Below are 26155 nucleotides of genomic sequence, written 5' to 3'. Positions count from 1 at the left end.
GCGGGGGCGTCAGGCGCGGGCTGCGAGGACCGTGTCGTGCCCCGCCGGCACGATGCCCTGCCGCGCCCGCTCCATCGCCTGGCGCAGGACGGCGGCATCGCCGATGTGGTTAGAGAGGAGCAGGATCAGCCGCGCATCCACCGCGCGGCCCTGCTCCGGCGTCAGGTCGGCGTGCAGGGCAATCAGCGCCTCGTAGAAATCATCCGGCGAGGCGATGTTGGGCTCGGTGTTCAGCATGCGGCGGCCTCCATCACTCGGGCGGTGGCACGGTCCAGGGCCGCCCGCAGCCTCACGGGATCGAACCGGCGCCAGCGCGCGCAGACATGCTGGTCCGGGCGGATGAGATAGGCGGTTCCGGGGCGCGCGTCGTAGCGGCGGGCAGCAAGGCCTTCGGCGTCCTCCTCCGGCGTCACGTTCACCACGCGCACCCCCTCTGCTACCGGCGCGGCATCGCCGAAATGCAGCAGGGTGAAGCCGCCGCCCAGCCGTTCCAGCAGCCACGCCCCATCTGCCAGCGGCGCGTCCAGCGCGGGCGCGCCGGGCACCATGGCGCCCTCGAACGCGTCCTCGTCGGGGGTGTTCAGCGGCGAACCGCGATAGGTGCTGGGAAGGGAGAGGCGGCCGCTGTTCACCAGCCGCCGCGCGAAGGCACAGTCCTTCGCCAGATCCAGCACCGCGTCGCGGAAGGCGCGGCTGGCCTCGTTCTTGGGCGTGATGAAGTCGGTGGAGCGGGTCGAGTTCAGGATGTTCTCGTCCGCCGCCGCCACCCGCTCAGCGTCGTAGCTGTCCAGCAGGGAATCGGGCGCCTCGCCGCGCAGCACCAGCGCCAGCTTCCAGGCCAGGTTCTCCGCGTCCTGCACGCCGCTATTCGCCCCGCGCGCCCCGAAGGGCGAGACGCCGTGCGCCGAATCCCCGGCGAACAGCACGCGCCCGTGCCGGAACCGCTCCATCCGCAGGCAGGAGAAAGTGTAGATACTCACCCACTCCAGCTCGAATTCCGCATCATGGCCCAGCAGGGCGCGCACGCGGGGGATCACCCGCTCCGGCGCCCGCTCCGCCACCGGATCCGCGTCCCAGCCCAGCTGGAAGTCGATCCGCCACACGCCGTCCGGCTGGCTGTGCAGCAGCACGGACTGGTTGGGATGGAAGGGCGGGTCGAACCAGAACCATCGCTCCGCCGGGAAATCCGCCTTCATCCGCACGTCGGCGATGAGGAAGCGGTCGCGGAAGCTGCGCCCCTTGCTCTCCAGCCCCATCGCGCGGCGGATCGGCGACCGCGCCCCGTCCGCCGCCACGAGGTAATCCGCGGAGAGCCGGTACTCGCCCTCCGGCGTCTCCACCGTCAGCGTCACGGCATCGGCCGATTGCGAGACGGCGGCGACCTTGTTCTCCCAGCGGATCTCGATGTTCGGCAGCGCCCGGGCGCGCTCCAGCAGGAAGCCTTCCACGTAGTATTGCTGGAGGTTGATGAAAGCGGGCCGGCGATGCCCGCCCTCCGGCAACAGGTCGAAGGAGTAGACGGGATCGTCGCGGTGGAACACGCGACCCAGGTTCCAGGTCACACCCTTCCCAACCATGGCGTCGCCGCAGCCCAGCCGGTCGAAGACCTCCAGCGTGCGCTTGGCGAAGCAGATGGCGCGGGATCCGCTGGAAAGGCTGCGGTCGTCGTCCAGCAGCAGCACGCGCTGCCCCGCCTGCGCCAGGTCGATCGCCGCCGCCAGCCCCACGGGACCTGCGCCCACCACCACCACGGGATGGCGGGGAACGGAGGCCGCGGACTGGTCAGCGGAGCGCCGGTACTCGAAGCGGAGCGCCTGGTAGTCGACGTGCAAGACCGACTCCTCCGGGTGCCGGCCACCTTGCCCATCGACGGGCGGGACCGGGATGTTATGATCATCTCGTATCATCTCATCTGAGACGTTTCAAGAGGCACGTCATCGCCCCCCGGCATCCCTCCTCCCTCCGCCTCGCGGAGTTCCTGCCCTACCGCATCTCGGTGGCGGCGGAGAGCGTCAGCCGCGCCTTCGCCGCGCGCTACGAGGCGGAGTTCGGCCTCTCCATCCCGGAATGGCGCGTCATGGCGGTGCTCGGGGAAGGCGCACCCCTCTCCACCCAGGCGGTGATCGCCGCGACGGAGATGGACCGGGTGAAGGTCAGCCGCGCCGTGATCCGCCTGGCCGACAAGGGGCTGGTCGCCCGCGCCCCGCACCCCGAGGACCAGCGCGCCCAGGTTCTGCGCCTCGCGCCGGATGGCGAGGCTCTCTACCAACGAATCGTGCCCCGGGCGCACGCCCTGCAGGCAGAACTGGCCGAGGCGCTGACGCCGGAGGAGATCCGGCTGCTCGGCGGCATGCTGGAACGGCTGCGCCGCCGCGCCTCCCGCCTGCTGGGGGAGGATGGCGAGTCGCCCTGAACGGCGCCCCTCCCACCCTGCGGGTGGGGGCGGACCGGGCGGCAGGGCGGGAACACGGCGCCGCGAATCGCCGCGACCTGAAGCCGAAGCGAATTCCAGGCGTTCTCATTTGCAATCGCTCCGACGAGAGGCCCCATGCCCGCACGGCAAGCCAAGGCCACCGGCCGATCCGACCCCGACGACCCCTTCGACCTCTGGCTGCGACGCAGCCTGCACGAGAACTGGGATGGCGCGCTGCAGGAGCGCGTGCCGGACGACCTCCTGCGCCTGTTCAGCGACGACCGGGTGGAGTGGGAGGCGATGAAGACGCGCTGGCTCGCCGCCGTGCCCCGGCAGGATCCCTAGCCCGGCTCAGTGCCGCCCGGGGGTGCGCGGCGCGCGCCGGGACGTCGCGATTCGGTCCAACATGCGCGTGGCGTAGTGGCTGGCATCGTGCAGCCGGGGCGCGCCGGAGGGCAGCTCCGCCATGCCGCCCGCCGCCGCCTCCGAGCTTTTCGCCACGAAGACGAGCATGGAGACGACCTCCTCGAAATCGATCTGCGGCAGGCGGGCGGCAATGGCCGCCACCGTCATCTCCAGGACGAGCAGGCGCACCTCGGCGTCCTCCGCCGTGTCGAAACTGGGAAGCTCGGCTTGGCTCGACACCTACAACCCCCGCGCGATCACCAACACAGCTTAAGGTAGTGCTCCGCGCCTGCGCAAGCGGAACGAGGGCGCGTCGCTCCCGCCCGTTTTTTGGCCCGGAAGCCCGGCCCAGCCTAAACTGCGCCGGGAACCGGGGACAGGCGGGAATGACGGCTCGCAGGCTGCTGCTGGAGGATGTGCTGCTGCCCACGGGCTGGGCCCGCGACGTGGTCCTCGAGATCGAGTCCGGCTGGATCCGCGCGGTCCTGCCCGGCGGCGCGGCGGAGGGCTGCGAGCGGATCCCCGGCATCGCCCTTCCCGGCCTGCCGAACCTGCACAGCCACACCTTCCAGCGCGCCATGGCCGGGTTGGCCGAGATCCGCGGCCCGGGGGAGGACAGCTTCTGGACGTGGCGGGGGGTCATGTACGGCTTCCTCGGGCGCCTCACGCCGGAGGAGGTGCAGGCCGTCGCCGCCCAGGCGATGGTGGAGATGCTGGAGGGCGGCTTCACCGCGCTGGCGGAATTCCACTACCTCCACCACGACCCCGCCGGCCGCCCCTACGCAAATCCTGCCGAGATGGGCGCCCGCGTCGCCGCGGCTGCGGCGGAGACGGGGATCGGCCTCACCCTGCTGCCCGTCCTCTACAGCCAGGGCGGCTTCGGCGCGCAGCCCGCAACGCCCGGCCAAGCCCGCTTCCTCCACGACGTGGACGGCTACGCCCGCTTGCTGGACGCGTCCGCCCGCGCGGTCGCTCCGGTGGAGGACGCTGCGCTCGGCATGGCCCCCCACTCCCTCCGCGCCGTGTCGCCGGAAGGCCTGCGCGCGATGCTGGAGATCCGGCGCGACGGCCCCGTCCACATCCACGCGGCCGAGCAGCTGCGCGAAGTGGAGGAGTGCCTCGCCTGGTCCGGCCAGCGCCCCGTCGCCTGGCTGCTCTCCAACGCCCCGGTGGACCGCCGCTGGTGCCTCGTCCACGCCACCCACATGGACCCGGCGGAGGTGGAGGGGCTGGCGCGCACCGGCGCCGTGGCCGGCCTCTGCCCGATCACCGAGGCCAATCTCGGCGACGGCGTCTTCGAGGCACCCGCCTTCCTCACCGCCGGGGGCCGCCTCGGCGTCGGCTCCGATTCGAACGTAGAGATCACCGCCCCGGGCGAGCTGCGGATGCTGGAGTACTCCCAGCGCCTCGCGCGGCGCGGCCGCAACCTCCTCGCGGCCGCCCCTGGCGCCTCCACCGGGCGCAGCCTCTACGAAGCGGCACTGGCCGGCGGCAGCGCGGCCTGCGGCCGCCGCATCGGCCGGATCGAGCCCGGCCACCGCGCCGACCTGGCAGTGCTGGACAGGTCCCACCCATCCCTCTCCCTCGCGGAAGGGGATGGCTGGCTCGACGCTCTGGTTTTCAGCGCCGGCGCTGCCGCCCTGGACAGCGTGGTGGTGGGTGGGCGCACCCTGGTTTCCGGCGGCCGCCACCACCGGCGGGAGGCGATCGCCCGGCGCTACCGCGCGGCCATGGCCGGGCTGGCCGGAAGAGCGGCCGGCTGACACGTCGTCGCGCCACCCGGCCGGCAGGGGGACGCCTCAGAGCGCCGCGTTCGTCGTCCGCAGCCGGTGCGCCAGCTCGGCCATCACCCACCAGGAAAAGTGCGGTACCTCCTCCACGGCGAAGCGGAACTTCCGCAGGTCGATCGCCGCGACCTCGCAGGCCGAGCGCGCCTCGGCCGTCACCGTGCGCGCCTCCTCGTCCAGCAGCGAGACGATGCCCAGCGCCTGCCCGGGCCCGATCGTCTCGATCACCGTCTCCCGCCGCCGCACCTCCACCTCGCCCTCGAGCAGGACGTACATGCAGCTCGGCCGGTCGCCTTCCCGGAAGATCGCATCGCCGGGCCTGAAATGCAGCACGGTCCCGAGCGATCGGGAGATCTGGCGAACGTCCAACGGCTTCTGCTGCAGTTCGAGCATCGGTGCCTCCCGTAACCCTGGCCAGTATCTTTACAGATCCGTGACAAAAGCGCGCACACATCCAGGTGATCCGCCGCGGTCCTTCCACCCTGCCGCCCGTGACGGTTTGCTGAATTCAAGCCGCCGCCGCCTGATCGCCCGAGACACCTCGGTCATGCTTCCGGCCGCGCCAGGAGCCCCGCCCGCCGGCCGCCACACGAGAACGGAGCGCGATGCCCGATACCAGCCTGCCCCCCTGCCACGGCCTGCTCTGGGCCCGCCGCCTGGACCGCCCGGAGATCCTGGACGAGGCCGCCGTGACGGCAATCCTCTCGCGGGGCGTCCCGCCCATGGAGCTGTGGCTGCATTTCGATCTCCGGGACCTCCGCGCGCACCGCTTCCTCCAGGCCCTGCCCGGCCTGCCCCCACAAGCCCGCGCCGCCCTGGACGAGCGCGCGGAGATGGCCCACCTCGACACGGAGGGCCGCGCCCTCTGGGGCACCCTGCCGGATTTCCACTACGAGGCGCTCGAGACGCCGGACCCGCTGCAGATGGGCATCCTGCACGTCGCCCTGGCGCCGGGCCTCCTCGTCACCGCCCGCCGGCACCCCCTCCGCGCGCCCCAGCTCGCCGGGGAGGAGCACGTCTCGGCCGAGACGGCCGCGCAGCAGTGGGACATCATGCTGCGCGCCATCCTGGACGGCATCGCCCGCGCCGCCGCCGCCCTCTCGCAGCGCCTGGACGGGATCGAGGACCGCCTCCTCCAGGACCGCCCCGTCGGCCGTACCGAGCTGGCGCGCGCTCGCCGCGACGTGCTGCTGCTCCACCGCCGCGTGGAGCCGGCGGCCGGGATCTACGAGGAGATCGCCGAGGCCGCCCCCGCCTGGCTCGCCCCCGCCGGGCACGACGCGGAGCGCGCGGCCGCCCGCTTCGCCTCCGCCCTCCGCACCATCGCCTCCCTGCGGGAGAGGGGACGGATCGCGCAGGACGACCTGGCCGCCCGCACGGCGGAGGGGACGAACCAGCGCCTCATGGTCCTCTCCGTCCTCACCGCCATCCTGCTGCCGCCCACCCTCGTCACCGGCTTCTTCGGGATGAACACCACGGACCTGCCCGGCACCTCCGATCCCGGCGGCTCCTGGTGGGCAATCGCGGCGATGCTCGGCGCCGCCCTCCTCGCCGTGCTCGTCCTGACCGGGCTGGGCTTCATCCGCCTCAGGCGGGGCGGCGCGCGGCGCTGACGCGCACCGGCGTGCGATCCAGTAAGCGTCACGCCTCCTTCACCGAAACGCAAAACCCGTGTCAGCACTTCGCCGTAACCCCCGCCCCGGGGTTGGCGGGGACTGCGCGTGGACGGCATCACGATCGAGGGCCTGGGCAAGGGCTTCGGCGGCACGCGCGTGCTGCGCGGGGTCTCGCTCGCCGTCGCCGCCGGGGAGTTCGTGGCCCTCCTCGGTCCCTCCGGCTGCGGCAAGTCCACCCTGCTCCGCTGCATCGCCGGCATTGAGCGACCGGATTCCGGCAGCATCCGCATCGGCGGGCGCGAGGTGACGGGGCTGCGCCCATCGGGGCGCGACGTGGCGATGGTCTTCCAGTCCTACGCCCTCTACCCGCACCTGACGGTGGAGGAGAACATCGCCGTCCCGCTCGCCATGCGTCGCCTGAGCGCGGCGCAGCGCCTGCCCTTCCTCGGCGCCCTGCTGCCCGGCACCCGCGCGGCGCAGGACACCATCACCCGCGACGTGCGCGGGGCCGCGGAGGCGTTGGGCCTCGGCGCGCTGCTCTCCCGCCGCCCCGGCCAGCTCTCCGGCGGCCAGCGCCAGCGCGTGGCGCTCGCCCGCGCCATCGTGCGCCGCCCCGCCGCTTTCCTGATGGACGAACCCCTCTCCAACCTCGACGCCAGCCTGCGCGTGCAGACGCGGCGGGAGATCGTGGCGATCCACAGATCCGCCGGCGTCGCCACCGTCTACGTCACCCACGACCAGTCGGAGGCCCTGACGATGGCGGACCGCGTGGCGGTGATGCAGGCCGGCGAGATCCTGCAGGTCGCCCCGCCCGCCGAAATCTACGCCGACCCGCAGGACCTGCGCGTCGCCACCTTCATCGGCTCCCCCCGCATCAACACGCTGCAGGCGGAAGCGGACGCCGACGGCGTGCTGCGCGTCGCCGGCCAGGCGGTCGGGATGCGCGTGGCCGGCAACGGCCCCATGACCCTCGCCCTGCGCCCGGAGGACCTGCAGCCCGCCGGCGCGGGCCTGCCCGCAGTGATGGAGGGCATGGAGTTCCTCGGCGAGAGCCTTCTCGTCCACCTCCGCCACGCCGTCCTCGGCACCCCCCTGGTCCTGCGCCTCGCCCCGGAGGACCGGGACACCCTGCCGCCGGAAGGCGAGGTCGCGCTGCGCTTCCCCCTCGGCCGCGCCCTGGTCTTCAACGGCGCGGGCAGGCGCGTGGCCGTTCACGCGCTCCTCTCGGCCCCCACCCTTGTCTGACACCGCCCTTGCCCTCCCCGCCTCGCGCCGCTCCACCGGAGAGGCGCTGGCCGGCTGGATGCTGACGGCCCCCGCCGCCGTCGCGTTCTGTCTGATGCTGCTGGCGCCGACGCTCGCCACGGTCGCGCTCGCCTTCACCGACTACGAGTTGGGCGCGCCGGCCCTGAACTGGATCGGGCTGGAGAACTTCGCGGAACTCCTGCAGGACCGCGGCTTCGCCATCGCGCTCCGCAACACGATCATCTACGTCGCCATCGTCGCGCCCGCCTCCGTCCTCGGCGGCCTCGCCCTCGCCCTGCTGATCGAGGCCGGCACGCGCGGCCGCGCCCTGTTCCGCGCCGTCTTCTTCCTGCCCGTCGTCTCTCTCCCCGTCGCCATGGCCGCCGCCTGGCAGTACCTGCTGCACCCCACCATCGGCCCGCTGAACGCCGCCCTGCGCGCGGTCGGCATCGCCGGCCCGAACTGGCTCTCCTCCTCGGACACGGTGCTGATCTCCCTCGCCGCCATCGGCGTCTGGGAGAACATCGGCTTCAACCTCGTCCTCTTCCTCGCCGGTCTCACCGCTATCCCGCGGGAGCTCTACGCCGCCGCCGAGGTGGATGGCGCCTCCCGCGCCTGGGACCGCTTCCGCCTCGTCACCTGGCCGCTTCTCGGCCCCACCACCCTCTTCGTCGTCACCATCACCATGACCCGCGCCGTGCGCGTCTTCGACAGCGTGGCGGTGCTGACTCAGGGCGGTCCGAACAAGGCCTCGGAAGTGCTGCTCTACGCGATGTACGAGGAGGGCTTCACCTACTTCCGCCTTGGCTACTCCGCAGCCATCACCCTTGTCTTCCTCGCCATCGTCCTCGCCCTGGTGTGGCTCCAGACCCGCGTGATGGAGCGGCGCATTCACTATGTCTGACCGCTCACTGCTCCGCGACCTGCCACGCCTGGCCCTGCTAACGATCCTCGGCCTGATCTTGCTGATGCCCTACATCTGGATGATCGCCGCCAGCCTGAAGCCGCTGGACGAGATCTTCCGCGCCTCCCTATCGCTCCTGCCGGAGCGCTTCTACGCCGTGGAGAACTACGGCAAGGTCTTCGCCAAGGTCCCGGTCTGGCGTTACCTCTGGAACGGCGTCGTCGTCTGCGGCGGCATCCTCTTCTTCCAGCTGCTCTTCGCCGTGCCGGCCGGCTACGCGCTCGCCAAGCTGCGCTTCCCCGGCAGCGGCCTCGCCTTCGGCGCCGTGATGCTCGGCCTCCTCGTGCCCTACCACGTGCCCGCGCTGCCGCTCTACGTCGGCTTCAGCCAACTCGGCCTGCTGAACAGCTACACGGCCCTGATCGCCCCCGCGACAATCTCCGTCTTCGCCATCTTCCTCTTCCGCCAGTTCTTCAAGTCGCTGCCGGACGACCTGATCCACGCCGCCCGCATGGACGGGCTGGGCGAGGCGGAGATCGTCTGGCGCATCGTCCTGCCCAACGCCTGGCCCGCCGCCACGGCCTTCGCCATCTTCTCCGTCGTCGCCCACTGGAACGACCTGTTCTGGCCGCTGATCGTCGTGAGCGGCACGGGCTACGCCACCCCCGCCCTCGGCGTCCTCTACTTCCGCTCGGACGAAGCCGGCGACGATTTCGGCTCCCTCATGGCGGCCGCGGTGCTGATGACCGCACCCCTCGTCCTCGCCTTCCTGCTGGCCCAGCGCCGCTTCATCGAAGGCATCGCAACCACCGGCCTCAAGGGATGAGGCCGGACATGGAGACATCTATGACCATCGCGACCACCCGCCGCGCGGCGCTCGCCACGCCCGCCGCCATGCTCTTCATGCCGCGCGTCCTGCGCGCGCAGGCGGGGACGGAGATCACCGTCCACTACGCCCAGCCCTTCATCTACAAGGAGGCCTACGACGCCATCCTCGCCGCCTTCGCGCGGCGCGAACCGAACATCAAGGTGACCTACGTCACCACCCCCAACTACGAGGAGGGCGCGCAGCTCATCCTGCGCCAGTCCGCCACCAACCAGCTGCCGGACCTCTCCTACCAGGGTTTCAACCGCCTCCGCGTCTTCGCCGAGCGCGGCATCGCCCAAGACCTGACGCCGCTGCTGCGCGCCGAGGCCGCCGACCCCGCCACCATCGGCTACACGCCGAACCTCCTGGCACTCGGCCATTTCGGCGGCTTCCAGTCCGGCCTCGCCTTCGCCGCCTCCAACCCCGTCTCCTACTACAACGCCGACCTCGTCCGCCGCGCCGGCGGCGACCCCGACAACTTCCCGACCAGCTGGGACGACGTGCTCCAGCTCGCCGGCCGGATCGATCGCCTGGGCGACGGCACGGAGGGCATGTGGTTCACCTGGAACGGCGATGACTGGATGTTCTCCGCCCTCCTATTCGGGCATGGCGGCCGGATGCTGACGGAGGATGAGCGCGACGTCGGCTTCGCCGGCCCCGAGGGCCTGGGCGCGCTCCGCCTGATCGACCGCATGGTGAAGGAGGGCGGCATGCCCAACCTCTCCGCCACCGCGGCGCGGCAGGCCTTCACCGCCGGCAAGCTCGGCATGATCTTCCAGACCACGGCGCTAGTCCGTGGCATGAAGGAAGGCGCGGGCAACAACTTCGTCCTCCGCACCACCGGCATGCCCGTGATCGACCCGGCCAAGGGCCGCCTGCCCACCGGCGGCGCCGCGGGCATGCTCACCGCCAAGGACCCCGCGAAGCGCGACGCCGCCTGGAAGTTCCTGCGCTTCTCCACGGGCGCCGAAGGTCAGGCGCTGATGGTCCGCAACACCGGCTATCTGCCCTGCAACCAGATCGCGATCGACAACCCGCAGTACCTCGGCGCCTTCTACCGCGAGAACCCGCTCTTCCTGGCCGCCGTGAAGCAGATCCCGATCTCCATTCCCTGGTACGCCTTCCCCGGCACCAACTCCGTGCGCGTGACCCAGACGATGGTGGACAACATCGCCCGCATCGTCGAAGGCCGCGCCACGCCGGAGGAGGTGCAGCGCGACATGGCCGCTGAGGTGCGCCGCCTGCTGCCGCGCCGCTCCTGAACCCGATCCGGGGCCGGCCACCCGCCGGCCCCGTCCCCCCTCACAAGGACGGCCCCCATGACCTTCCGCCTCGCCCAGATCAGCGACACCCACCTGTCCGACCGCGTGCCCGGCTTTCGCGCGAACTACGACCTGCTGGCCGGGCACCTGCGGGACATGCGGCCGGACCTCGTGATCAACACCGGCGACATCTCGCTGGACGGCGCCGACCGTGCCGAGGACCTCGCCCTCGCCCGCGAGGCCCACAACGAGCTGGGCCTGGACTGGCTCGCCGTGCCGGGCAACCACGACATCGGCGACGACCCCCTCCCCGGCTGCCGCCAGCCCGCGAGCGCGGAGCGCCTGGCCCGCTGGCGCGCCCAGCTCGGCCCCGACACCTTCGTGCGCGACATCCCGGGCTGGCGCCTGATCGGCCTTGACACCCAGATCACCTCCACGAACCTGCCGGAGGCCGAGGAGCAGATGGAGATGCTGGTGGAGGCCCTGCACGGCACCGCCGGCCGCGCCGTCGCCGTCTTCATGCACAAGCCCTTCTGCCAGGAGCGGATGGACGAGACGGACAGCACCTACTGGTGCATCCAGCCCCGCCCGCGCCACCGGCTGGTAGACCTGCTGCTGCCGCAGCGCCCCGCCTTCATCGCCAGCGGCCACGTCCACCAGTGGCGCGACCGCGGCGTCAGCGAGGGCCTGCGCCAGATCTGGGCCCCCTCCGCCGCCTTCATCGTAGGCGACGCCTACCAGGAGACGGTGGGCGAGAAGTCGGTCGGCTTCGTGGAGCACCTCCTCCATCCCGACGGCAGCTTCGAGACCCGCATGATCCCCCTGCCCGGCCTCGTCCGCCACGACATCGGCGAGATGCCGGAGATCTACGGCCCGCAGAAGCGCCTCGCCGCCTGAGGCGACGAGGCGCGGCCGCTCAGTCCGCGTAAACGCCCGCGGCCTGGATGATGGGCCGCCACCGCGCCACCTCCGCCGCGAGGTGGCGCCGGTGCGCCGCCGGCGTCGCCTGCTCCTGGGACGCCACCTCCGTCACCAGCTCCGCGAAGCGCGCCCGCAGCCGCTCCTCCCGCAGCGCCGCGCGGATCGCGACGGAGAGCCGCTCCACCACCGGCTCCGGCGTGCCGGCCGGCGCGTAGAGCCCGTGCCAGGTGCTCATCGCGATGGAGGGCTCCCCCGCCTCGGCCGTGGTCGGCAGGTTCAGCCCCTCCACGCGCCGGTCGAGCGTGACGGCGTAGCTCCGGATCCGGTTGTCCCGGATGAAGGGTGTGGTGTTCGTCGCCTGGTCGCAGAACACGTCGATGCGGCCCGCCATCATCTCCGTCAGAACGGGCGCCGACCCGCGGAAGGCCACGGTGGTGAGGTTCGTTTTCGCGGCGTACTGCATTAGCACGCCGCAGAGGTGGTTCGCGCCGCCCACCCCGGCATGGGCAAGGTTCAGCTTGTCCCCCTGCCGCTTGATCTCCGCCATCAGCCCTGCAAGGTCGTTCGCCGGGAAGTCCGGGCGCGCCACGATCGTCATGGCGGCGTCGGAGACGAGCCCGAGCGGCGCGAAGGACGTCTCCACGTTGTACGGCAGGTTCCGGTACAGCGTGGCGGAGGTCGCGTGGCCGATGTGATGCGCCAGGATCGTGTACCCATCCGGCCGGGCGTTCGCGACGCGCCCCGCGGCGATGGTGCCGCCCGCCCCCGTCACGTTCTCCACCACCACGGGCTGGCCGAGCTCCTTCGACATGCCCTCGGCGACGAGGCGGTTGATCACGTCCGTCGGCCCGCCCGCCGCGAAGGGGACGATGACCGTGATGGCGCGGTTCGGGAAGGCCTGCGCCAGGGCCGGGCCCGGCGCGGCAAGCCCGCCCGCCCCCATGAGGGCCAGGGCGGCGGCCAGCACGGGCCGCCGGGAAGTCTTGGACATGCTTTCCTCCGTTTCCTTGTCGCAAGCATCCTGCGCCAGCCCGGGCGCGCCTGTCAGCCCCGGCGCGCCCGGGCGCGCCCGTCAATTCCAGCGCGCCCAGCGGCGGATCACGTGGCGGCGGGGCTGTTGGCGCCCTCGATCGCGGCGATCACCGCCCGCGTCACCGTTTCCGTGTCCGCCGTGCCACCCAGATCCGCCGTCAGCACGCCGTCGGCGCAGACGCGCTCCACCGCCGCCATCAGCGCCTTCGCCGCGTCGGGCTCCCCCAGCTGCTCCAGCATCATCGCCCCGGTCCAGAAGGTGGCGACGGGGTTGGCCACGCCCTTCCCCATGATGTCGAAGGCCGAGCCGTGGATTGGCTCGAACATGGAGGGCGCCCGGCGCGACGGGTCGAGGTTCGCCGTCGGCGCCACCCCCAGCGAGCCCGCGACGGCGCCGGCCAGGTCGGAAAGGATGTCCGCGTGCAGGTTCGTCGCCACCACCGTGTCAATGCTGGCGGGCTTGCGGACCATCCGGGCCGCCATGGCGTCCACCAGCTCCTTCTCCCAGGTCACGTCCGGGTAGTCGCGCGCCACCAGCGCCGCGATGTCGTCCCACATCACCATGCCGTGGCGCTGCGCGTTGGACTTCGTCACCACCGTCAGCAGCTTCCGCGGGCGGGCGCGCGCGATGTCGAAGGCCACGCGCATGATCCGCTCCACGCCCGCGCGGGTGAAGATGGCCGTCTCCGTCGCCACCTCCTCCGGGTGCCCGCGATGGGCCCGCCCGCCATGGCCGGCATACTCGCCCTCGGAGTTCTCCCGCACGATCACCCAGTCAATGTCACCCGGCTCCACCGCGCGCAGCGGGCTCGTCAGCCCCGGCAGCACGCGCGTGGGGCGGATGTTGGCGTACTGGTCGAAGCCCTGGCAGATTTTCAGCCGCAGCCCCCAGAGCGTGATGCTGTCCGGCAGGTCAGGGTCGCCCACCGCGCCGAAGTAGATGGCGTCGAAGCCCTTGAGGGTCTCGAGCCCGTCCTCCGGCATCATCTCGCCCCTCTCGCGGTAGTAGTCGCTGCCCCAGGGCAGCGTCTCCACCTCCAGCGCAAAGCCGCCGTCGCGCCTGGCCAGCGCCTCCAGCACCCGCAACCCGGCGGGAATGACCTCCTTGCCGATCCCATCCGCGGGGATGGCGGCGATCCGGTGCACGCGCTTGCTCACATCGAAACCCTTCGCTGTTGGAATATGCGGCGCCGGCTGGCATCCAGCGCCCGATGAATCAGGACCCGTTGAAGAACGAAGGGGCCACCCGCCCCAGCCTCGCCGAATCCGCCTACCGCGCCCTGCGGACCCGGCTGCTCGACATGTCCCTCGCCCCCGGGGACGAGGCGACGGAGGGCGAGCTCGCCACCGGCCTCGGCATGAGCCGCACGCCGGTGCACGAGGCCGTGCTGCGCCTGCAATCCGAGGGCTTCCTCGCCGTGCGCCCCCGCCGCGGCCTGCGCGTGCTGCCCATCGACCCGGCCGGCATGGCCGAGACCTACGAGGTGCTGATCGCGCTGGAGGGCGCCGCCGCCGCGCGCCTCGCCGCCAATCCCAATCGCGGCGCCTCCGCCGCCATGGCCCACGCCACGGAGTCCATGCGCGCCGCCCTCTCCGCCGGCGACCGCCGGGCCTGGGCCGCGGCCGACGATGCCTTCCACCGCGCCCTCCTGCAGGGCTGCGGCAATGCCCGCCTCGCCCGCCTGGCGCAGGAGGCGGCGGACCTCGCCCAGCGCGCCCGCCTCGCCACCGCCGCCTTGCGCCCCGAGCCCGCGACCTCCGCCGACGAGCACGCCCGCATCCTCGCCGCGCTGAAGGCCGCCGATCCCGAGGCCGCGCGCGCCGCGGTTTCCGCGCACCGGCAGCGCGCCAGCGCGGAGATCCTGCGCACGCTCACCCTGCCCCTGATGCGCCTTGGCGGCTCCTGACGGCACGGCCCGTCCTCCCGCGCCTCTTCTTCCATACCACCATCCATACCACAAGCCCCTTGCCGCTCCTGCGCCCGCCGCCATGATGCGCGCCGCCGGGGAGGACCGACTTTGACCGACTGGAACGACAGCACCGCCCGTGCGGCCCTCCGCCGCCTCTTCGACGCCGCGGTGCGCAGCGCCGATCCCCGTGCCATTCTGAAGGACTTCCTGCCGGAGAGGCCGAGGGGCCGTGTGGTGGTGGTCGGTGCCGGCAAGTCCGCCGCCGTCATGGCCGCCGCGCTGGAGGATGCCTGGCCCGAAGTCCCGATGGGCGGCCTCGTCGTGACCCGCTACGGTCACGCCTACCCCACCCGACACATCGAGGTGCTGGAAGCCTCCCACCCCGTGCCCGACGCCGCCGGCGAGGCCGCGGCCCGCCGCATCCTCGAAACAGTCCAGGGCCTGACGGAGGACGACCTCGTCCTCGCCCTCATCTCCGGCGGCGGCTCCGCCCTCATGCCCCTCGCCGCCCCCGGCCTGACGCTCGCGGACAAGCAGGCGGTGAACCGCGCCCTCCTGGCCTGCGGCGCCACGATCAACGAGATGAATGTCGTCCGCCGCCACCTCTCCGCGATCAAGGGCGGCCGACTGGCGGCAGCCGCCCATCCGGCCCGCCTCGTCACCCTCGCCATCTCCGACGTGCCGGGCGACGACCCCGCCGCCATCGCCTCCGGCCCCACCGTGCCGGATCCCAGCACCTTCGAGGACGCGCGTCGGATCGTGGCCCGCTACGGCATCGAGCTGCCCGCCCCCGTCCGCGCGCACCTGGAAGCGGCGGCGGAGGAAACCCCGAAGCCCGGCGACCCGCGCCTCACCCACGCCGAATATCGCCTGATCGCCACCCCCCTCATGGCCCTCCAGGCCGCCGCCGGTGAGGCGGAGGCGATGGGCCTCATCCCCCTCATCCTCGGCGACGCGCTGGAGGGCGAGGCGCGCGAGGTCGGCACCCTCCTCGCCGGCATCGCCCGCTCCGTGGCCGCCCACGGCCACCCCGTCCCCCGCCCGGCCGTCCTGCTCTCTGGCGGCGAGACCACCGTTACCCTCGGCGGCGCCAAGGGCGCGGGCGGGCGGAACAGCGAGTGCCTTCTCGGCCTCGCCGCCTCCCTCGCCGGCCATCCCGGCATCTGGGCCCTGATGGGCGACACGGACGGCATCGACGGCGCCATGGACAGCGCCGGCGCCCTCATCACGCCCGACACCCTGGCCCGTAGCCGCACCTCCGGGACGGACCCGATCGCCGCGCTACATGCTCACCGCAGCCAGGACGTGTTCCAGGCGTTGGGCGACCTGATCACGACCGGACCGACCCTGACCAACGTCAACGACTTCCGGGCCATCATCATAGCTTAATAAATATAAGTCCTAAGCCCCTAGCATATGTAACTTACGGCGCCTAACTTGGCGCCATGCGCGACAAGCTTCTCGAAGACCTTCTCGCCCGTCGTGGGGCCGTGACCCGGATCGCCACCGGGCTCGGCATCTCGACGGCCGCCGTCTCCCAGTGGCGCCGCGTGCCGCCGGAGCGGGTGGAGGAGGTGGCGCGGATCATGGAGGTCCCGCCCGAGACCCTTCGCCGCCCCCTCTTCGAAAAGTCTGGCTTCGAGCAGACAGGAGGCCCCCGCTTGGCCAGCCGCATCCCGATCCGCCGCCGCCGCCGCACGAAGATGATCGCCACCCTCGGCCCGGCCAGCGCCGACCCGCAGGTCATCGAGCGCCTGTTCCGCGCCGGCGCGGACGTCTTCCGCCTCAACTTCTCCCACGGTTCCCACGAGGACCACGCGGCCCGCATCGCGACCATCCGCGAGATCGAGCGCCGCACCGGCCGCCCCATCGGCATCCTGGCGGACGTGCAGGGCCCGAAGCTCCGCGTCGGCAAGTTTGGCGGCGGCCGCGTCCAGCTCCAGCAGGGCCAGCCCTTCCGCCTGGATCTCTCCCCCGTCCCCGGCGACGTGCGCCGCGTGCAGCTTCCCCACCCCGAGATCATCTCGGCCGCCCGCATCGGCACCTCCCTGCTGCTGGATGACGGCAAGCTCCGCCTCGGCGTCGTCCGGCAGCGGGACGACCACCTGGAGACGGAAGTGCTCGTCGGCGGCGCCCTGTCCGACCGCAAGGGCGTGAACGTGCCGGACGTCGTGCTGCCCATCCCCGCCCTGACCGTGAAGGACCGCGCCGACCTCGACTTCGTGCTTGAGCAGGGCGTGGAGTTCATCGGCCTCTCCTTCGTCCAGCGCCCGGAGGACGTGGCGGAGGCGAAGGCCATCGCGAACGGCCGCGCCTGGATCATGGTGAAGATGGAGAAGCCCCAGGCGGTGGAGCGGATGGACGACATCCTCGACCTCGCCGACGCCGTGATGGTCGCCCGCGGCGACCTCGGCGTGGAGTGCCCGCCGGAGGAGGTGCCGCTGATCCAGAAGCGCATCGTCCGCGCCGCCCGCACCCGCGGCCTGCCCGTCGTGGTCGCCACCCAGATGCTGGAGAGCATGATCTCCGCCCCCACCCCGACCCGCGCGGAGGCCTCCGACGTGGCCACCGCCGTGTTCGACGGCGCCGACGCCGTGATGCTCTCCGCCGAGACTGCCGCCGGCAGCTACCCCTACGAGGCGGTGAACATCATGGACCGCATCGTCGCCCGCACGGAGCAGGACCCGGGCTGGCGCGCCATCACCGACAACAACCGCCCGGAGCCGCGCCACACCTCCTCGGACGCCATCGCAGCCGCCGCCCGCCAGGTGGCCAGCACGATTGAGGCGGAGGCGATCGGCGCCTTCACCTCCACCGGCTCCACCGTGCTGCGCGTAGCGCGCGAGCGCCCGGCGGCCCCCATCATCGGCATGACCGCGAACGAGAGTACGGCGCGCCGCCTCGCCCTCGTCTGGGGCGTCCACCCCGTGCTGAGCAAGGAGCCGGCGAGCATGACGGACATGGTCGCCAAGGGGCTGCGCGCCGCCGCCGCCGAGGGCTTCGCGACCACCGGCGACGAGGTGGTGGTGGTGGCCGGCGTCCCCTTCGGCACCCCGGGCACCACCAACGCGCTCCGCGTGGCGATCGTCGAGTAACCGCCCCTCATCCTCGGACCCCATTCACAGACCGGCCGGCCCGCCCGAGAATGGCGGCCCGGCACCCGGAAGACCAATTGGGACCACCCGCTGGGACCACCCGCCGGAGATGAGGACGACGATGAAGCGCACCACCATGGCCGCCCTCGCGGCCGCCGGCCTGACAGTCGCCGCCGCGCCCGCGCAGGCGCAGCGCAACGGCCTCTACGAGGTGAGCGGGGTCAGCGCCGAGGGCACCACCTACAGCGGCACCATGCTCATGCAGCAGGTCGGGCTCGCCTCCTGGCGGATCGCCTGGCAGGTGGGCGAGGCCCGGTTCGAGGGCTACGGCATGTCCGCCGGCCCGAGCTTCGCCATCGGCTTCACCGTGGGCCAGCGGCCGGGCGTGGCCATATACCAGCGCGCCGACGACGGCAGCCTCAACGGCCAGTGGACCATCGTCGGCAGCAACGGCATCGGCACGGAAACGCTGACACCGCGCGACCGCCCTGCCGGACAGCCCGCCGCGCCGCGCGCGCCCGCGGCCCAGGGCCCGGCTGTACCTGCCCCGGCTACCCCCACCCCGGCTGCACCCACCCCCGCTGATCCGGCGCCCCCGGCCGCTCCCGCCACGCCGCGCTAGCCCCGCGGAGCCGGCGCGCGCCGTGCCGGCCGCGCTCCTCCCCCTCGCCGTCGCGGCGCTCGGATGGGCGGTTCTGCTCGCGGCGGGGACACGGGCCGGACTTGCCGCCTATCCGCTGGCGCCGCTGCTCTACCTCCTGCCCTGGATCGGTCTCGGGACCGCGCCGGCGCGGAGGGCCGTCATCGCCGCGCTCCTCGTCACGGCGCTCTTCCTCTTCGTCATGCCGGGCGTCATGCCGGTGGGGTTCATCATCGGAACGGCCCTCATCTGGGCGGCGTCAGCCGGGCTGGACTGGCTCTGGACCGCGCCGCCCTCGGATCCCGCCTTCTGGGGATTTGCCGTCGCCGGGCTCTGGTTCGGGCCCGCGGTCGCGCTCGCCGGCGGCCTCCTCGCCCATCTCACCCATGTCGTGCGCGGCTGGGCTGAGCGGGCCCCGTCCCGTGCCCCCCGCGGAACCGCCGCCGGCGGTGCCCTGGCCGCCCTCGCCGCGACCTACGCCATCACCTTCCACCTGGGCGGCGGGCTGGGGGCGCCCCTGCCCTTCCTCGTCCTGCTCCTCGGGTTCGCCCCGCACGCTCTTCTGACCCGGCGCGCCGGAACGCCCGGCGCACTCCGCCTGCTGCTCGTCGCCGCGCTCGTCGTCGCGCTGCCACTTCTGCTGCTCGCCTGGGAACCGTCGCCGCCCCCGATCGAGTTCGGGCGCGGGCTGTCCACCTGACCGGCGCGGCCGGTCCTGACCGGTGGTGCCCGGCCGCACCTTCAGCCCGCCAGGAACACCCGCCCGAGCCCCACCAGCAACGCCCCCGCAGCCCCCAGCACCGTGATCCAGAGCAGCAGCCGCACCGCCCGCAGCCGCGTGGCGCCCCGCCTCTCCTCCTCGGTCCAGAGCTCCTTTGGCGCCTGGGTGTCCCACGGCGCCTCGTCAATGTCGCCGAAGCGGTCCAGCGCGGCCTCGCGCCGCTCCCCGGCACCCCTCTTCCGGAAAGGGTTGTCCTGGATGGGATGCCGCTGCACGCGCCCTGACCTCCTGCTCAACTCCTGCAGACCGCATTCTCCGTATCCGCGAAGGGCGCACAATGCCCCCCGGCCAAGGGGTGTGGCCCATCCCCGGAGACGGAGAGCGGACAACCGGAAGCCCCGGTGATGTCGCCGCCGGGGACCGGGATGCCCCTCAGGCGGCCCCGCCCCTCTCCCGCGCCAGCAGCGCCGCCTTGCGCGCCAGGCCCCAGCGGTAGCCGCGCAGCGTCCCGTCCCGCCCGACCACGCGGTGGCAGGGCACGGCCAGCGCCACGCCGTTCCCGGCGCAGGCCCGCGCCACCGCCCGCGCCCCGCGCGGCAGGCCGAGCGATCCCGCGAGCGCCGCGTAATCCGTCGTCTCCCCAACGGGAATGGTCCGCAGCGCCTCCCAGACGCGCCGCTGAAAGGCAGTGCCGCGCAGGTCCAGCGGCAGGTCCAGCGCGCCGTGCGGCTCCTCCACCCAGCCCAGCACCCGCGCCACCGCCGCCCGCCCCCCCTCGTCCGCCGGCTCGATCCGGGCCTGCGGGAACCGCGCCGCGAGCGAGGCCCGCAACGCCGCCTCGTCCTCGCCCAGCTCGATGGCGCAGACCCCGCGCGCGGTCATCCCCACCATCACCAGCCCCAGAGGCCCGGTACCGAAGGCCACCCGGATCACCTCTCCCGCGCCGCCGCGCCGCGCCGCGCCCGGGGTCATGCCGAGCATCCGCGCCCCGTCCTCATATACCCGGCTCTCGCTGCCGATCCCCGCCTCCGCCACCGCGTCCGCCACGCGCCCGCCGCAGGCCAGCGCCTCGCCCAGGCGCCGGGCCCGCAGCGCCGCCGCGAAGGCGTGCGGCGTAACCCCCGCCACGTCCCGGAACAGGCGCAGGAAATGGTGGCGCGCGTAGCCGGCCCTCCCCGCGAGGGCCACGAGGGACGGCACCGCCTCCCCGGCCTCCACCGCCGCCTCGATCGCCGCGCAGGCCCCGCGCACGGCCGCCGCGTGGATCGCCGCCCGCTCCCCCGCGGGGTCGCAGCGCAGGCAGGGCCGGAACCCCTCCCCTCCCGCTTCAGCGACGCTGGAGAAGAACCGCGCGTGCCGCCGCAGCGGCGTCCGGGCCGGACAGCCGAACCGGCAGACCACCCCCTGGGTGGTCACGCCGTAGAAGCGGCCGGGCAAGGGCTCCCGCCGCAGCAGCGCTTGCCACAGCGCCTCGTCCCCGAGCGGATCGCGGGAGGGACCGGGGCGGATGCCGGGGATGGAATCGGGTGTGTCGCGCATGCCGCATTCTCCCCCACCAGCCCCTGCCCGAGCCATCCGGCCGTTGCGGCGGTATACCCTCTTGAATAGCCCCCTGGGTGCCCGCCGCTCCGGACCGCAACGGCCCTTAAGTCGCGTCGCCCTGCGCCCGCCGCGCCAGTTCCCGCCGCCGCCCCGCCCCGCCCGGCAGGCGCGGGTTGATCCGCAGCGCCGCGTCGAGGCTCCGCAGCGCCCCGGCCAGGTCGCCCGCCTCCTCCTGTATGTCCGAGAGGGCGAGCAGCGCCCCGAAGTGCCGCGGCTCCAGCCGCAGCGCCTCCCGCAGGTCGGACGCCGCCGCCCCGCGCTCCCCGGCGGCGGCCTGGGCCCTCGCGCGCAGGATCCAGGATTCCGGGAAGTCCGGCTGCAGCGTGATGGCCGCGTCCAGGTCCTCCACCGCCTCCCCGGGCTGGTTCGCCTCCATCGCCCGCAGCCCCTTCCGCAGAAGAAGCCCCACCGCAGGCGATCCGCCCTCGGCCCAGAGCGCCTGGATGCGCGCCTGCAGGGGCGCCGCCGTCTCCTCGCTCGGCGCCTGCGGCAGGGCGTCCAGCAGCCGGTTCAGCTCCGCCCGCCGGGCCTCCGCCGCGCCGGGCTTCGGCAGGGGCACCGCCAGCGGCGGCACCGCCGGCCCCATCCCCGCCCCGCCGCCCGGCACGGGCAGCACCTGCGCCGAAGCCCCCGCCGAGAGCAGCAGCCCCGCCATCACAGCCCAGCGCCTCATCCGCCCTCTCCCGAGGTGATTACGCCGCCCAGATGGGGTCGGCCGCCCGACCGCGCCAAGCCCGGCGCGGCCAGACGGTGGCGTCCCCATTGCGGCAACCCCTATGCGGCAACTCCAGCGTCGCGCCCGGCCTCAGGCGGCCGAGGGCGCCCCCGACGTCGCCGGCTCCGGCCGCCGCAGCCCTGCCACCGCCGCCGGCGCCGGCCCCCCGGCCATCCAGTCCAGCAGCTCCACCGTGTGCGCCACCGGCATCCCGCCCCCGAGCTGCGTCAGGCACCCGATATTGCCCGACGCGACGAGATCCGCCCCCGTCGCCTCCAGATGCCCCAGCTTGCGCTCCCGCAGCCGCCCCGCGATCTCCGGCTGCAGGATGTTGTAGGTGCCCGCGCTGCCGCAGCAGAGATGCGCCTCCGACGGCACCCGCACGTCGAACCCCGCCCGCTCCAGCAACGCCTTCGGCACGCCCGTGATCCGCTGCCCGTGCTGGAGCGAGCAGGCGGCGTGATAGGCCACCGCGATCCCCGGCCTCTCCCGCACCGGCGCGTAACGGAAAGCCTCCAGCACCTCGGACACGTCCTTCGCCAGCTCCGCCACCAGCGCCGCCCTGTCCCGCAGCCCCGGCTCGGCCTCCCGGAACATGTGGCCGTAATCCTTCACCGCGGTGCCGCAGCCCGAGGCGTTCACCACGATCGCGTCCAGCCCCTCCCCGCGCGCCTCGGCCGCCCAGGCCTCGATGTTGCGCCGCGCCTGGGTGTGGGAGGAGCCCTGCTTCCCCATGTGATGGGTCAGCGCGCCGCAGCAGCCCTGCCCCGCCGTCACCACCACCTCGATCCCCATCCGCGTCAGCAGCCGGATCGTCGCCTCGTTGATGGAGGGCGCGAGCACCGTCTGCGCGCAGCCCGTCAGCAGCGCCACCCGCCCGCGCCGCGGCCCCTGCGCGCGGTGCACGGTGGGCTTCGCGGAATCCCCGGGCTCCGGCACCGCCTCCGGCGCCAGGTCCAGCATCGCCCGCAGCCGCTTCGCGGTCATGGAAGCCCCCCCGAACAGCCCCCGTAGCGGCCGCGCCAGCCGCGCCCCCGCCAGCGCCGCCCGGAACAGCCGCGGGCGCGGCAGCACCAGCGACAGCACGGCGCGGATCGCCCGCTCCATCGGCGGGCGGCGATAGGTCTTCTCGATATGGCTGCGCGCGTGATCCACCAGGTGCATGTAGTTCACGCCGCTTGGGCAGGTCGTCATGCAGGAGAGGCAGGAGAGGCAGCGGTCCACGTGCCGCACCTCCTCCTCCCGCGCCGCGCGGCCGGATTCCAGCATGTCCTTGATGAGGTAGATGCGCCCGCGCGGGCTATCCAACTCGTCCCCCAGCAGCACGAAGGTGGGGCAGGTCGCCGTGCAGAACCCGCAATGCACGCAGGTTCGCAGGATCTGATTGGACTCGCGGATGTCCGGATCCGCCAGCTGCGCCGCCGTGAACTCCGTCCTCATGCGCTTCCCCGCCCGACAAAAGGTTACAGGCGCAACCGGCGCCTCGCGCGTTCCGTTCTTCCCCACACTAGAACAGGGCGGCGCCCGCCCCCAAATGCGCCGGCCCCGCAGCGGCCAGCTCCAGGAAACCAGGAACAGCACATAGGCATGATAACGCTATCCGTTCAGCACGCCCGCCCTCTGCGCCCGGACGAGGCGCGCCTCGGGCCCGACGAGGCCCGGCGCCAGGCCGCGCTGCTGGAGGTGCCCTCCCGGGCCGGGCAGCGCTACCCCGGCGATGGCGGCCGCATCCTGCCGGCGGGCGGCGGGGTGGGCCTGCGCCACGCCGGCCGGCAGGCCCCCTGGCGGTCGGAGGACCGCTGAGCGCTCCCCGTTCCCGCTACCCCGCGCCCCGCTACCCCGCAAACGGGTCGCTGACGGTGATGGTGTCGTCCCGCTCCGGGCTGGTGGAGAGCAGCGTCACCGGCGCCTCCACCAGCTCCTCGATCCGGCGCACGTACTTGATCGCCTGCGCCGGCAGCTCCCCCCAGCTCCGCGCGCCGCGCGTGGAGCCGGACCAGCCCTCGATCGTCTCGTAGACCGGCTTCGCCGCCGCCTGCGCCGCCATCGCGGCCGGCAGGCGGCGCACGCGCTCGCCGTCGATCTCGTAGCCCGTGCAGATCTTCAGCTCCGGCAGCCCGTCCAGCACGTCGAGCTTCGTCAGCACCAGCCCCTGCACGCCACCCACCTTCACGGCCTGGCGCACGAGGCAGGCGTCGAACCAGCCGCAGCGACGCGGGCGGCCGGTCACGGTGCCGAACTCGTGCCCGCGCTCGCCCAGCAGCTTGCCCGTGTCGTCGAACAGCTCCGTCGGGAACGGCCCGGACCCGACGCGGGTGGTGTAGGCCTTCGCGATCCCCAGCACGTTGCCGATCGCGTGCGGCCCGACCCCCGACCCCGCCGCCGCGTTGCCCGCCACGGTGTTGGAGGATGTGACGTAGGGGAAGGTCCCGTGGTCCACGTCCAGCATCACGGCCTGCGCGCCCTCGAACAGCACGCGCTTGCCCTCGGCGCGGGCCGTGTCCAGCCGCTCCCACACCGCCTCCATGAAGGGCAGCAGCTTCGGCGCCCAGCCCTGGATCTTCTCCATCAACTCGGCCTTCTCGAACTCCGGGGCCCCGAGCCCGCGCAGCAGCGAGTTGTGGTGCAGCAGCAGCTCGTCCAGCTTTTTCGAGAGCGTGTCGGGCTCCGCCAGGTCGCAGAGGCGGATGGAGCGCCGCCCCACCTTGTCCTCATAGGCCGGCCCGATGCCGCGCCCGGTCGTGCCGATCTTGTCGCCCCCGCGCGCCGCCTCGCGCGCCTTGTCCAGCGCGGGGTGCAGCGGCAGGATCAGCGGCGTGTTCTCCGCGATCCGCAGGTTCTCCGGCGTCACGCTCAGCCCCTGCGCCGTCACCTTCGCGATCTCGGAAAGCAGCGCGTCCGGATCCAGCACCACGCCGTTGCCGATGATCCCGAGCTTCCCGCGCACCACGCCGGAGGGCAGCAGGCTCAGCTTGTAGGTCTGGTTCCCCACCACCAGCGTGTGGCCCGCGTTATGGCCGCCCTGGAAGCGCACCACGATGTCGGCGCGGCTGGCGAGCCAGTCCACCACCTTGCCCTTGCCCTCGTCACCCCACTGGGCGCCGATGATGGCGACATTGGCCATGCCGTTATTCCTTCTCCAGCGCCGCGGGCGCATCGCCGCGCAGCTCGTGCGTGCACCCCAGCGCACGCGCATCGTCGGCGGCCGAGAGCGCGGCCACCGTCACCCAACCCTTGCCCCGCAGCGCCGCGGCCACCGCGGGATCATGCCCTTCCGGTAGGAAGACCCGGTCCGCCGCCGGCGCCACCGGCGCCGCCCGCAGCGCCGCGTCCGGGTAGAGGCTCAGCCCCGTCGCCGGCTCCTCGCCGCTCGTGTAGCGCCCGCCGCGCCCCAGCTCCCCCGTGCGCCCCGGACCGTAGAGGGTGAAGGCCACCCCCGTGTGGTAGCGGAAGCCCCGGAACTCCACCGGGTCAAGCGTGATCCGCAGCCCCGGCACGCGCCGCCGCAGCGCCGCCACCACGTCGGCCGCGTTGTCCGCGATCCGCCGTGGCCCCTCCGGCAGCGGCGCCGCCCGCAGCGCGGCCAAGGCTCCGTCTGCCGGCCCTGCGGCCGCCAAAAGCCCCGTCAGGAAGATTGCCGGAGGCCCCGCCGCCTCGGCCAGGGTGGCCACCTCCGCCGCGTCCTTGCGGTCCAGCGCGCGCGCCAGCCGCTGCCGCGCCGCGCCCTCCAGCCCCGCCGCGTCCAGCAGCGCGGGCGACATGGCCGGCAGCGTGATGTCCAGCGCCACGTCCGTGATGCCCACCGCCGCCAACGCCTCAACCCCCAGCGCCGCGGCCTCCGCATCCGCCTCCGCGCTGTCCACCCCGATCAGCTCCACGCCGAGCTGCGGCAGCTGCCGCGCCGGCGCGATCTGCGTGCCGCGCACCCGCAGCACCTGGCCGGCATAGGAAAGGCGCAGCGGCCGCGGCGCCCCGCCCAGCCGCGTGGCCGCGATCCGCGCCACCTGCGGCGTGGTGTCCGCCCGCAGCCCCATCATGCGCTGGGAGACCGGGTCCATCAGCCGGAAGGTCTGGTCCGCCAGCGCGGCGCCGGACCCCGTCAGCAGCCCCTCCTCGAACTCCAGCAGCGGCGGCTTCACCCGCTCGTACCCGTGGGAGGCGAAGACGGCCATCATCGCCTCGACCAGCGCGGCCTCCCGCGCCGCCTCGGGGGGCAACAGGTCGGAAAGCCCGGCCGGCAGCAGCGCCGGGTTGGCGGAGAAAGGCTCGTCGTCAGTCATTATGGGGGTGGGGCATGACGGAGGGCGGGGACGCTCGCGGCTTTTTCGCGCGGTGAATGGCAGCGCCGGCCCCGCGCCGCAACCCCGCGGCCCATGCGCCCGCCCGGGCAGGCGAGGAGGCGCCGCCGGCAACCGCCCCGCGCGCGCCCACGTTGCCGCCGCATGAAGCGCGCCCTGTTTGCCCTCCCCCTCCTCGCGGCCTGGTTCCTTGCCGCCTGCAGCGACGACCGCGCGCTGAACGACGTTATCCCCGTCGCCGACCCGCTGCGCGAGCCCGCCCGGGCCGCCCCCTTCGAGTACGGCCGCCCCGGTTGGATCGGCACCGACCCTGCCCGCGCCGCCGGCTCCGCCGGGGAGATCGAGGCCTTCGCGGACGCGGCGGAGAACGACCCGCTCTGGACCCACCCCCGCAACCCCGTCCTCCTGCCACAGCTTCAGATCGCCCGCCGCGAGTTCCGAGAGGCGCTCGGCGTCTCCCCGCGCGTCCCCTCCGCCGTCGCCGCCCGCGCCTTCGCCGGCGCCGCCGCCGCGCTACGCCAGAACAACGAGCCCGCCGCCGTCGCCGCCCTCGCCCCGGTGGGCGGCGCCGCCACCTTCGCCCGCCTCTCCACCCTTCCCCGCCTGCCGAGGGTGGAGGAGGCCGCCCAGGCCGTAGCGAACGAGGTGAACGGGCGCGGCCGCAACCGTTAGTTCACCAATCGCCCGGCATCCTCCCCTTCCCGCCAGGAAGGCCGGAGGA

The 26155-nt window shown here is 73.3% G+C and carries 28 protein-coding genes; 16 read left to right on the top strand and 12 right to left on the bottom strand.

From position 1 onward, the window contains the following. Positions 1–9 precede the first annotated feature (9 nt). Both VQH23_RS18140 and VQH23_RS18135 read right to left on the bottom strand, forming a co-directional pair. The gene (locus VQH23_RS18140; protein ID WP_338662135.1) at positions 10–237 is read right to left on the bottom strand and encodes a DUF2783 domain-containing protein; all 228 of its coding nucleotides are present in this window, start codon (positions 235–237) and stop codon (positions 10–12) included. Further along, on the bottom strand, positions 231–1832 hold the full coding sequence (locus VQH23_RS18135; RefSeq protein ID WP_338662134.1) for an FAD-dependent oxidoreductase: 1602 nt from the start codon (positions 1830–1832) through the stop codon (positions 231–233). The genes VQH23_RS18140 and VQH23_RS18135 overlap by 7 nt, the downstream gene beginning before the upstream one ends. Before the next feature lie 164 nt (positions 1833–1996). Between VQH23_RS18135 and VQH23_RS18130 the strand changes: the two genes are divergently transcribed. Both VQH23_RS18130 and VQH23_RS18125 read left to right on the top strand, forming a co-directional pair. Then, on the top strand, positions 1997–2413 hold the full coding sequence (locus VQH23_RS18130; protein WP_338662133.1) for a MarR family winged helix-turn-helix transcriptional regulator: 417 nt from the start codon (positions 1997–1999) through the stop codon (positions 2411–2413). A 135-nt stretch (positions 2414–2548) separates the two neighbouring features. Then, positions 2549–2758 (top strand): hypothetical protein, encoded by a 210-nt coding sequence (locus tag VQH23_RS18125; protein WP_338662132.1) that lies wholly within the window; start codon positions 2549–2551, stop codon positions 2756–2758. A 6-nt stretch (positions 2759–2764) separates the two neighbouring features. On the opposite strand, the gene VQH23_RS18120 is transcribed toward VQH23_RS18125, so the two are convergent. Further along, positions 2765–3058 carry a hypothetical protein gene (locus tag VQH23_RS18120; RefSeq protein WP_338662131.1) on the bottom strand — a complete coding sequence of 98 codons (294 nt, stop codon included), beginning with the start codon at positions 3056–3058 and terminating at the stop codon, positions 2765–2767. Between the two features lie 146 nt (positions 3059–3204). On the opposite strand from VQH23_RS18120, the gene VQH23_RS18115 reads away from it, so the two are divergent. After that, positions 3205–4581: a formimidoylglutamate deiminase gene (locus VQH23_RS18115; RefSeq protein WP_338662130.1), complete on the top strand. Its 1377-nt coding sequence runs from the start codon at positions 3205–3207 to the stop codon at positions 4579–4581. A 36-nt stretch (positions 4582–4617) separates the two neighbouring features. Here VQH23_RS18115 and VQH23_RS18110 read toward each other — a convergent pair whose 3' ends face one another. After that, the gene (locus tag VQH23_RS18110; protein ID WP_338662129.1) at positions 4618–4998 is read right to left on the bottom strand and encodes a cyclic nucleotide-binding domain-containing protein; all 381 of its coding nucleotides are present in this window, start codon (positions 4996–4998) and stop codon (positions 4618–4620) included. A 212-nt stretch (positions 4999–5210) separates the two neighbouring features. Here VQH23_RS18110 and VQH23_RS18105 point away from each other — a divergent pair, with 212 nt between their 5' ends. The 6 genes from VQH23_RS18105 (at position 5211) to VQH23_RS18080 (ending at position 11397) form a co-directional block, all read left to right on the top strand. Further along, positions 5211–6218, top strand: a complete 1008-nt coding sequence (locus tag VQH23_RS18105) for a CorA family divalent cation transporter (RefSeq protein WP_338662128.1) — start codon at positions 5211–5213, stop codon at positions 6216–6218. A 108-nt stretch (positions 6219–6326) separates the two neighbouring features. Beyond that, a complete protein-coding gene (locus VQH23_RS18100; RefSeq protein WP_338662127.1) occupies positions 6327–7466 on the top strand; it encodes an ABC transporter ATP-binding protein in 1140 nt (379 codons plus the stop codon). Continuing rightward, a complete protein-coding gene (locus tag VQH23_RS18095) occupies positions 7459–8370 on the top strand; it encodes a sugar ABC transporter permease (RefSeq protein ID WP_338662126.1) in 912 nt (303 codons plus the stop codon). The genes VQH23_RS18100 and VQH23_RS18095 overlap by 8 nt, the downstream gene beginning before the upstream one ends. Further along, a complete protein-coding gene (locus VQH23_RS18090; RefSeq protein ID WP_338662125.1) occupies positions 8363–9196 on the top strand; it encodes a carbohydrate ABC transporter permease in 834 nt (277 codons plus the stop codon). The genes VQH23_RS18095 and VQH23_RS18090 overlap by 8 nt, the downstream gene beginning before the upstream one ends. Positions 9197–9216: 20 nt before the next feature. Next, entirely contained in the window at positions 9217–10500 is a 1284-nt protein-coding gene (locus VQH23_RS18085; RefSeq protein ID WP_338662124.1) for an ABC transporter substrate-binding protein, read from the top strand. Between the two features lie 57 nt (positions 10501–10557). Continuing rightward, entirely contained in the window at positions 10558–11397 is an 840-nt protein-coding gene (locus tag VQH23_RS18080; protein WP_338662123.1) for a metallophosphoesterase, read from the top strand. A gap of 19 nt (positions 11398–11416) precedes the next feature. Here the strand turns inward: VQH23_RS18080 and VQH23_RS18075 are convergent, their stop codons facing one another. Continuing rightward, entirely contained in the window at positions 11417–12412 is a 996-nt protein-coding gene (locus VQH23_RS18075; RefSeq protein WP_338662122.1) for a tripartite tricarboxylate transporter substrate-binding protein, read from the bottom strand. A 107-nt stretch (positions 12413–12519) separates the two neighbouring features. Beyond that, positions 12520–13611 (bottom strand): tartrate dehydrogenase, encoded by a 1092-nt coding sequence (locus VQH23_RS18070; RefSeq protein ID WP_338662121.1) that lies wholly within the window; start codon positions 13609–13611, stop codon positions 12520–12522. A gap of 53 nt (positions 13612–13664) precedes the next feature. Between VQH23_RS18070 and VQH23_RS18065 the strand changes: the two genes are divergently transcribed. The 5 genes from VQH23_RS18065 to VQH23_RS18045 all read left to right on the top strand — a co-directional run bounded on the left by VQH23_RS18065 (position 13665) and on the right by VQH23_RS18045 (position 18798). Then, positions 13665–14360 (top strand): GntR family transcriptional regulator, encoded by a 696-nt coding sequence (locus VQH23_RS18065; protein ID WP_338662120.1) that lies wholly within the window; start codon positions 13665–13667, stop codon positions 14358–14360. 111 nt (positions 14361–14471) lie between these two features. Continuing rightward, positions 14472–15752 carry a glycerate kinase gene (locus VQH23_RS18060; RefSeq protein ID WP_338662119.1) on the top strand — a complete coding sequence of 427 codons (1281 nt, stop codon included), beginning with the start codon at positions 14472–14474 and terminating at the stop codon, positions 15750–15752. Positions 15753–16024: 272 nt separating this feature from the next. Further along, positions 16025–17458 carry a pyruvate kinase gene (pyk, locus tag VQH23_RS18055; protein WP_338666122.1) on the top strand — a complete coding sequence of 478 codons (1434 nt, stop codon included), beginning with the start codon at positions 16025–16027 and terminating at the stop codon, positions 17456–17458. 121 nt (positions 17459–17579) lie between these two features. Then, positions 17580–18080, top strand: a complete 501-nt coding sequence (locus VQH23_RS18050; protein WP_338662118.1) for a hypothetical protein — start codon at positions 17580–17582, stop codon at positions 18078–18080. A gap of 22 nt (positions 18081–18102) precedes the next feature. Further along, positions 18103–18798, top strand: coding sequence for a hypothetical protein (locus tag VQH23_RS18045; protein ID WP_338662117.1), 696 nt, complete (start codon positions 18103–18105; stop codon positions 18796–18798). A 41-nt stretch (positions 18799–18839) separates the two neighbouring features. Here the strand turns inward: VQH23_RS18045 and VQH23_RS18040 are convergent, their stop codons facing one another. From VQH23_RS18040 to glcF, 4 genes are all read right to left on the bottom strand, one after another. Then, entirely contained in the window at positions 18840–19094 is a 255-nt protein-coding gene (locus VQH23_RS18040; protein WP_338662116.1) for a hypothetical protein, read from the bottom strand. A 157-nt stretch (positions 19095–19251) separates the two neighbouring features. Next, positions 19252–20358: a methylated-DNA--[protein]-cysteine S-methyltransferase gene (locus tag VQH23_RS18035; protein ID WP_338662115.1), complete on the bottom strand. Its 1107-nt coding sequence runs from the start codon at positions 20356–20358 to the stop codon at positions 19252–19254. A 106-nt stretch (positions 20359–20464) separates the two neighbouring features. Next, positions 20465–21094 carry a tetratricopeptide repeat protein gene (locus tag VQH23_RS18030; protein WP_338662114.1) on the bottom strand — a complete coding sequence of 210 codons (630 nt, stop codon included), beginning with the start codon at positions 21092–21094 and terminating at the stop codon, positions 20465–20467. Between the two features lie 132 nt (positions 21095–21226). Continuing rightward, a complete protein-coding gene (gene glcF, locus VQH23_RS18025) occupies positions 21227–22576 on the bottom strand; it encodes a glycolate oxidase subunit GlcF (RefSeq protein WP_338662113.1) in 1350 nt (449 codons plus the stop codon). A gap of 147 nt (positions 22577–22723) precedes the next feature. Between glcF and VQH23_RS18020 the strand changes: the two genes are divergently transcribed. After that, positions 22724–22939, top strand: coding sequence for a hypothetical protein (locus VQH23_RS18020; RefSeq protein ID WP_338662112.1), 216 nt, complete (start codon positions 22724–22726; stop codon positions 22937–22939). Positions 22940–22970: 31 nt separating this feature from the next. On the opposite strand, the gene VQH23_RS18015 is transcribed toward VQH23_RS18020, so the two are convergent. Both VQH23_RS18015 and VQH23_RS18010 read right to left on the bottom strand, forming a co-directional pair. Further along, positions 22971–24260 carry an adenylosuccinate synthase gene (locus VQH23_RS18015; protein ID WP_338662111.1) on the bottom strand — a complete coding sequence of 430 codons (1290 nt, stop codon included), beginning with the start codon at positions 24258–24260 and terminating at the stop codon, positions 22971–22973. A 4-nt stretch (positions 24261–24264) separates the two neighbouring features. Continuing rightward, positions 24265–25416, bottom strand: a complete 1152-nt coding sequence (locus VQH23_RS18010; RefSeq protein WP_338662110.1) for an ATP phosphoribosyltransferase regulatory subunit — start codon at positions 25414–25416, stop codon at positions 24265–24267. A gap of 162 nt (positions 25417–25578) precedes the next feature. Here VQH23_RS18010 and VQH23_RS18005 point away from each other — a divergent pair, with 162 nt between their 5' ends. Continuing rightward, positions 25579–26106 carry a hypothetical protein gene (locus VQH23_RS18005; protein WP_338662109.1) on the top strand — a complete coding sequence of 176 codons (528 nt, stop codon included), beginning with the start codon at positions 25579–25581 and terminating at the stop codon, positions 26104–26106. The last annotated feature ends 49 nt before the right edge of the window (positions 26107–26155 follow it).

It is taken from the genome of Pararoseomonas sp. SCSIO 73927 (genome assembly GCF_037040815.1).
Taxonomy (GTDB): domain Bacteria; phylum Pseudomonadota; class Alphaproteobacteria; order Acetobacterales; family Acetobacteraceae; genus Roseomonas.
The sequence above is the reverse complement of the archived record's forward strand: the minus strand, read 5'-3'. Positions and strand labels throughout refer to the sequence as shown.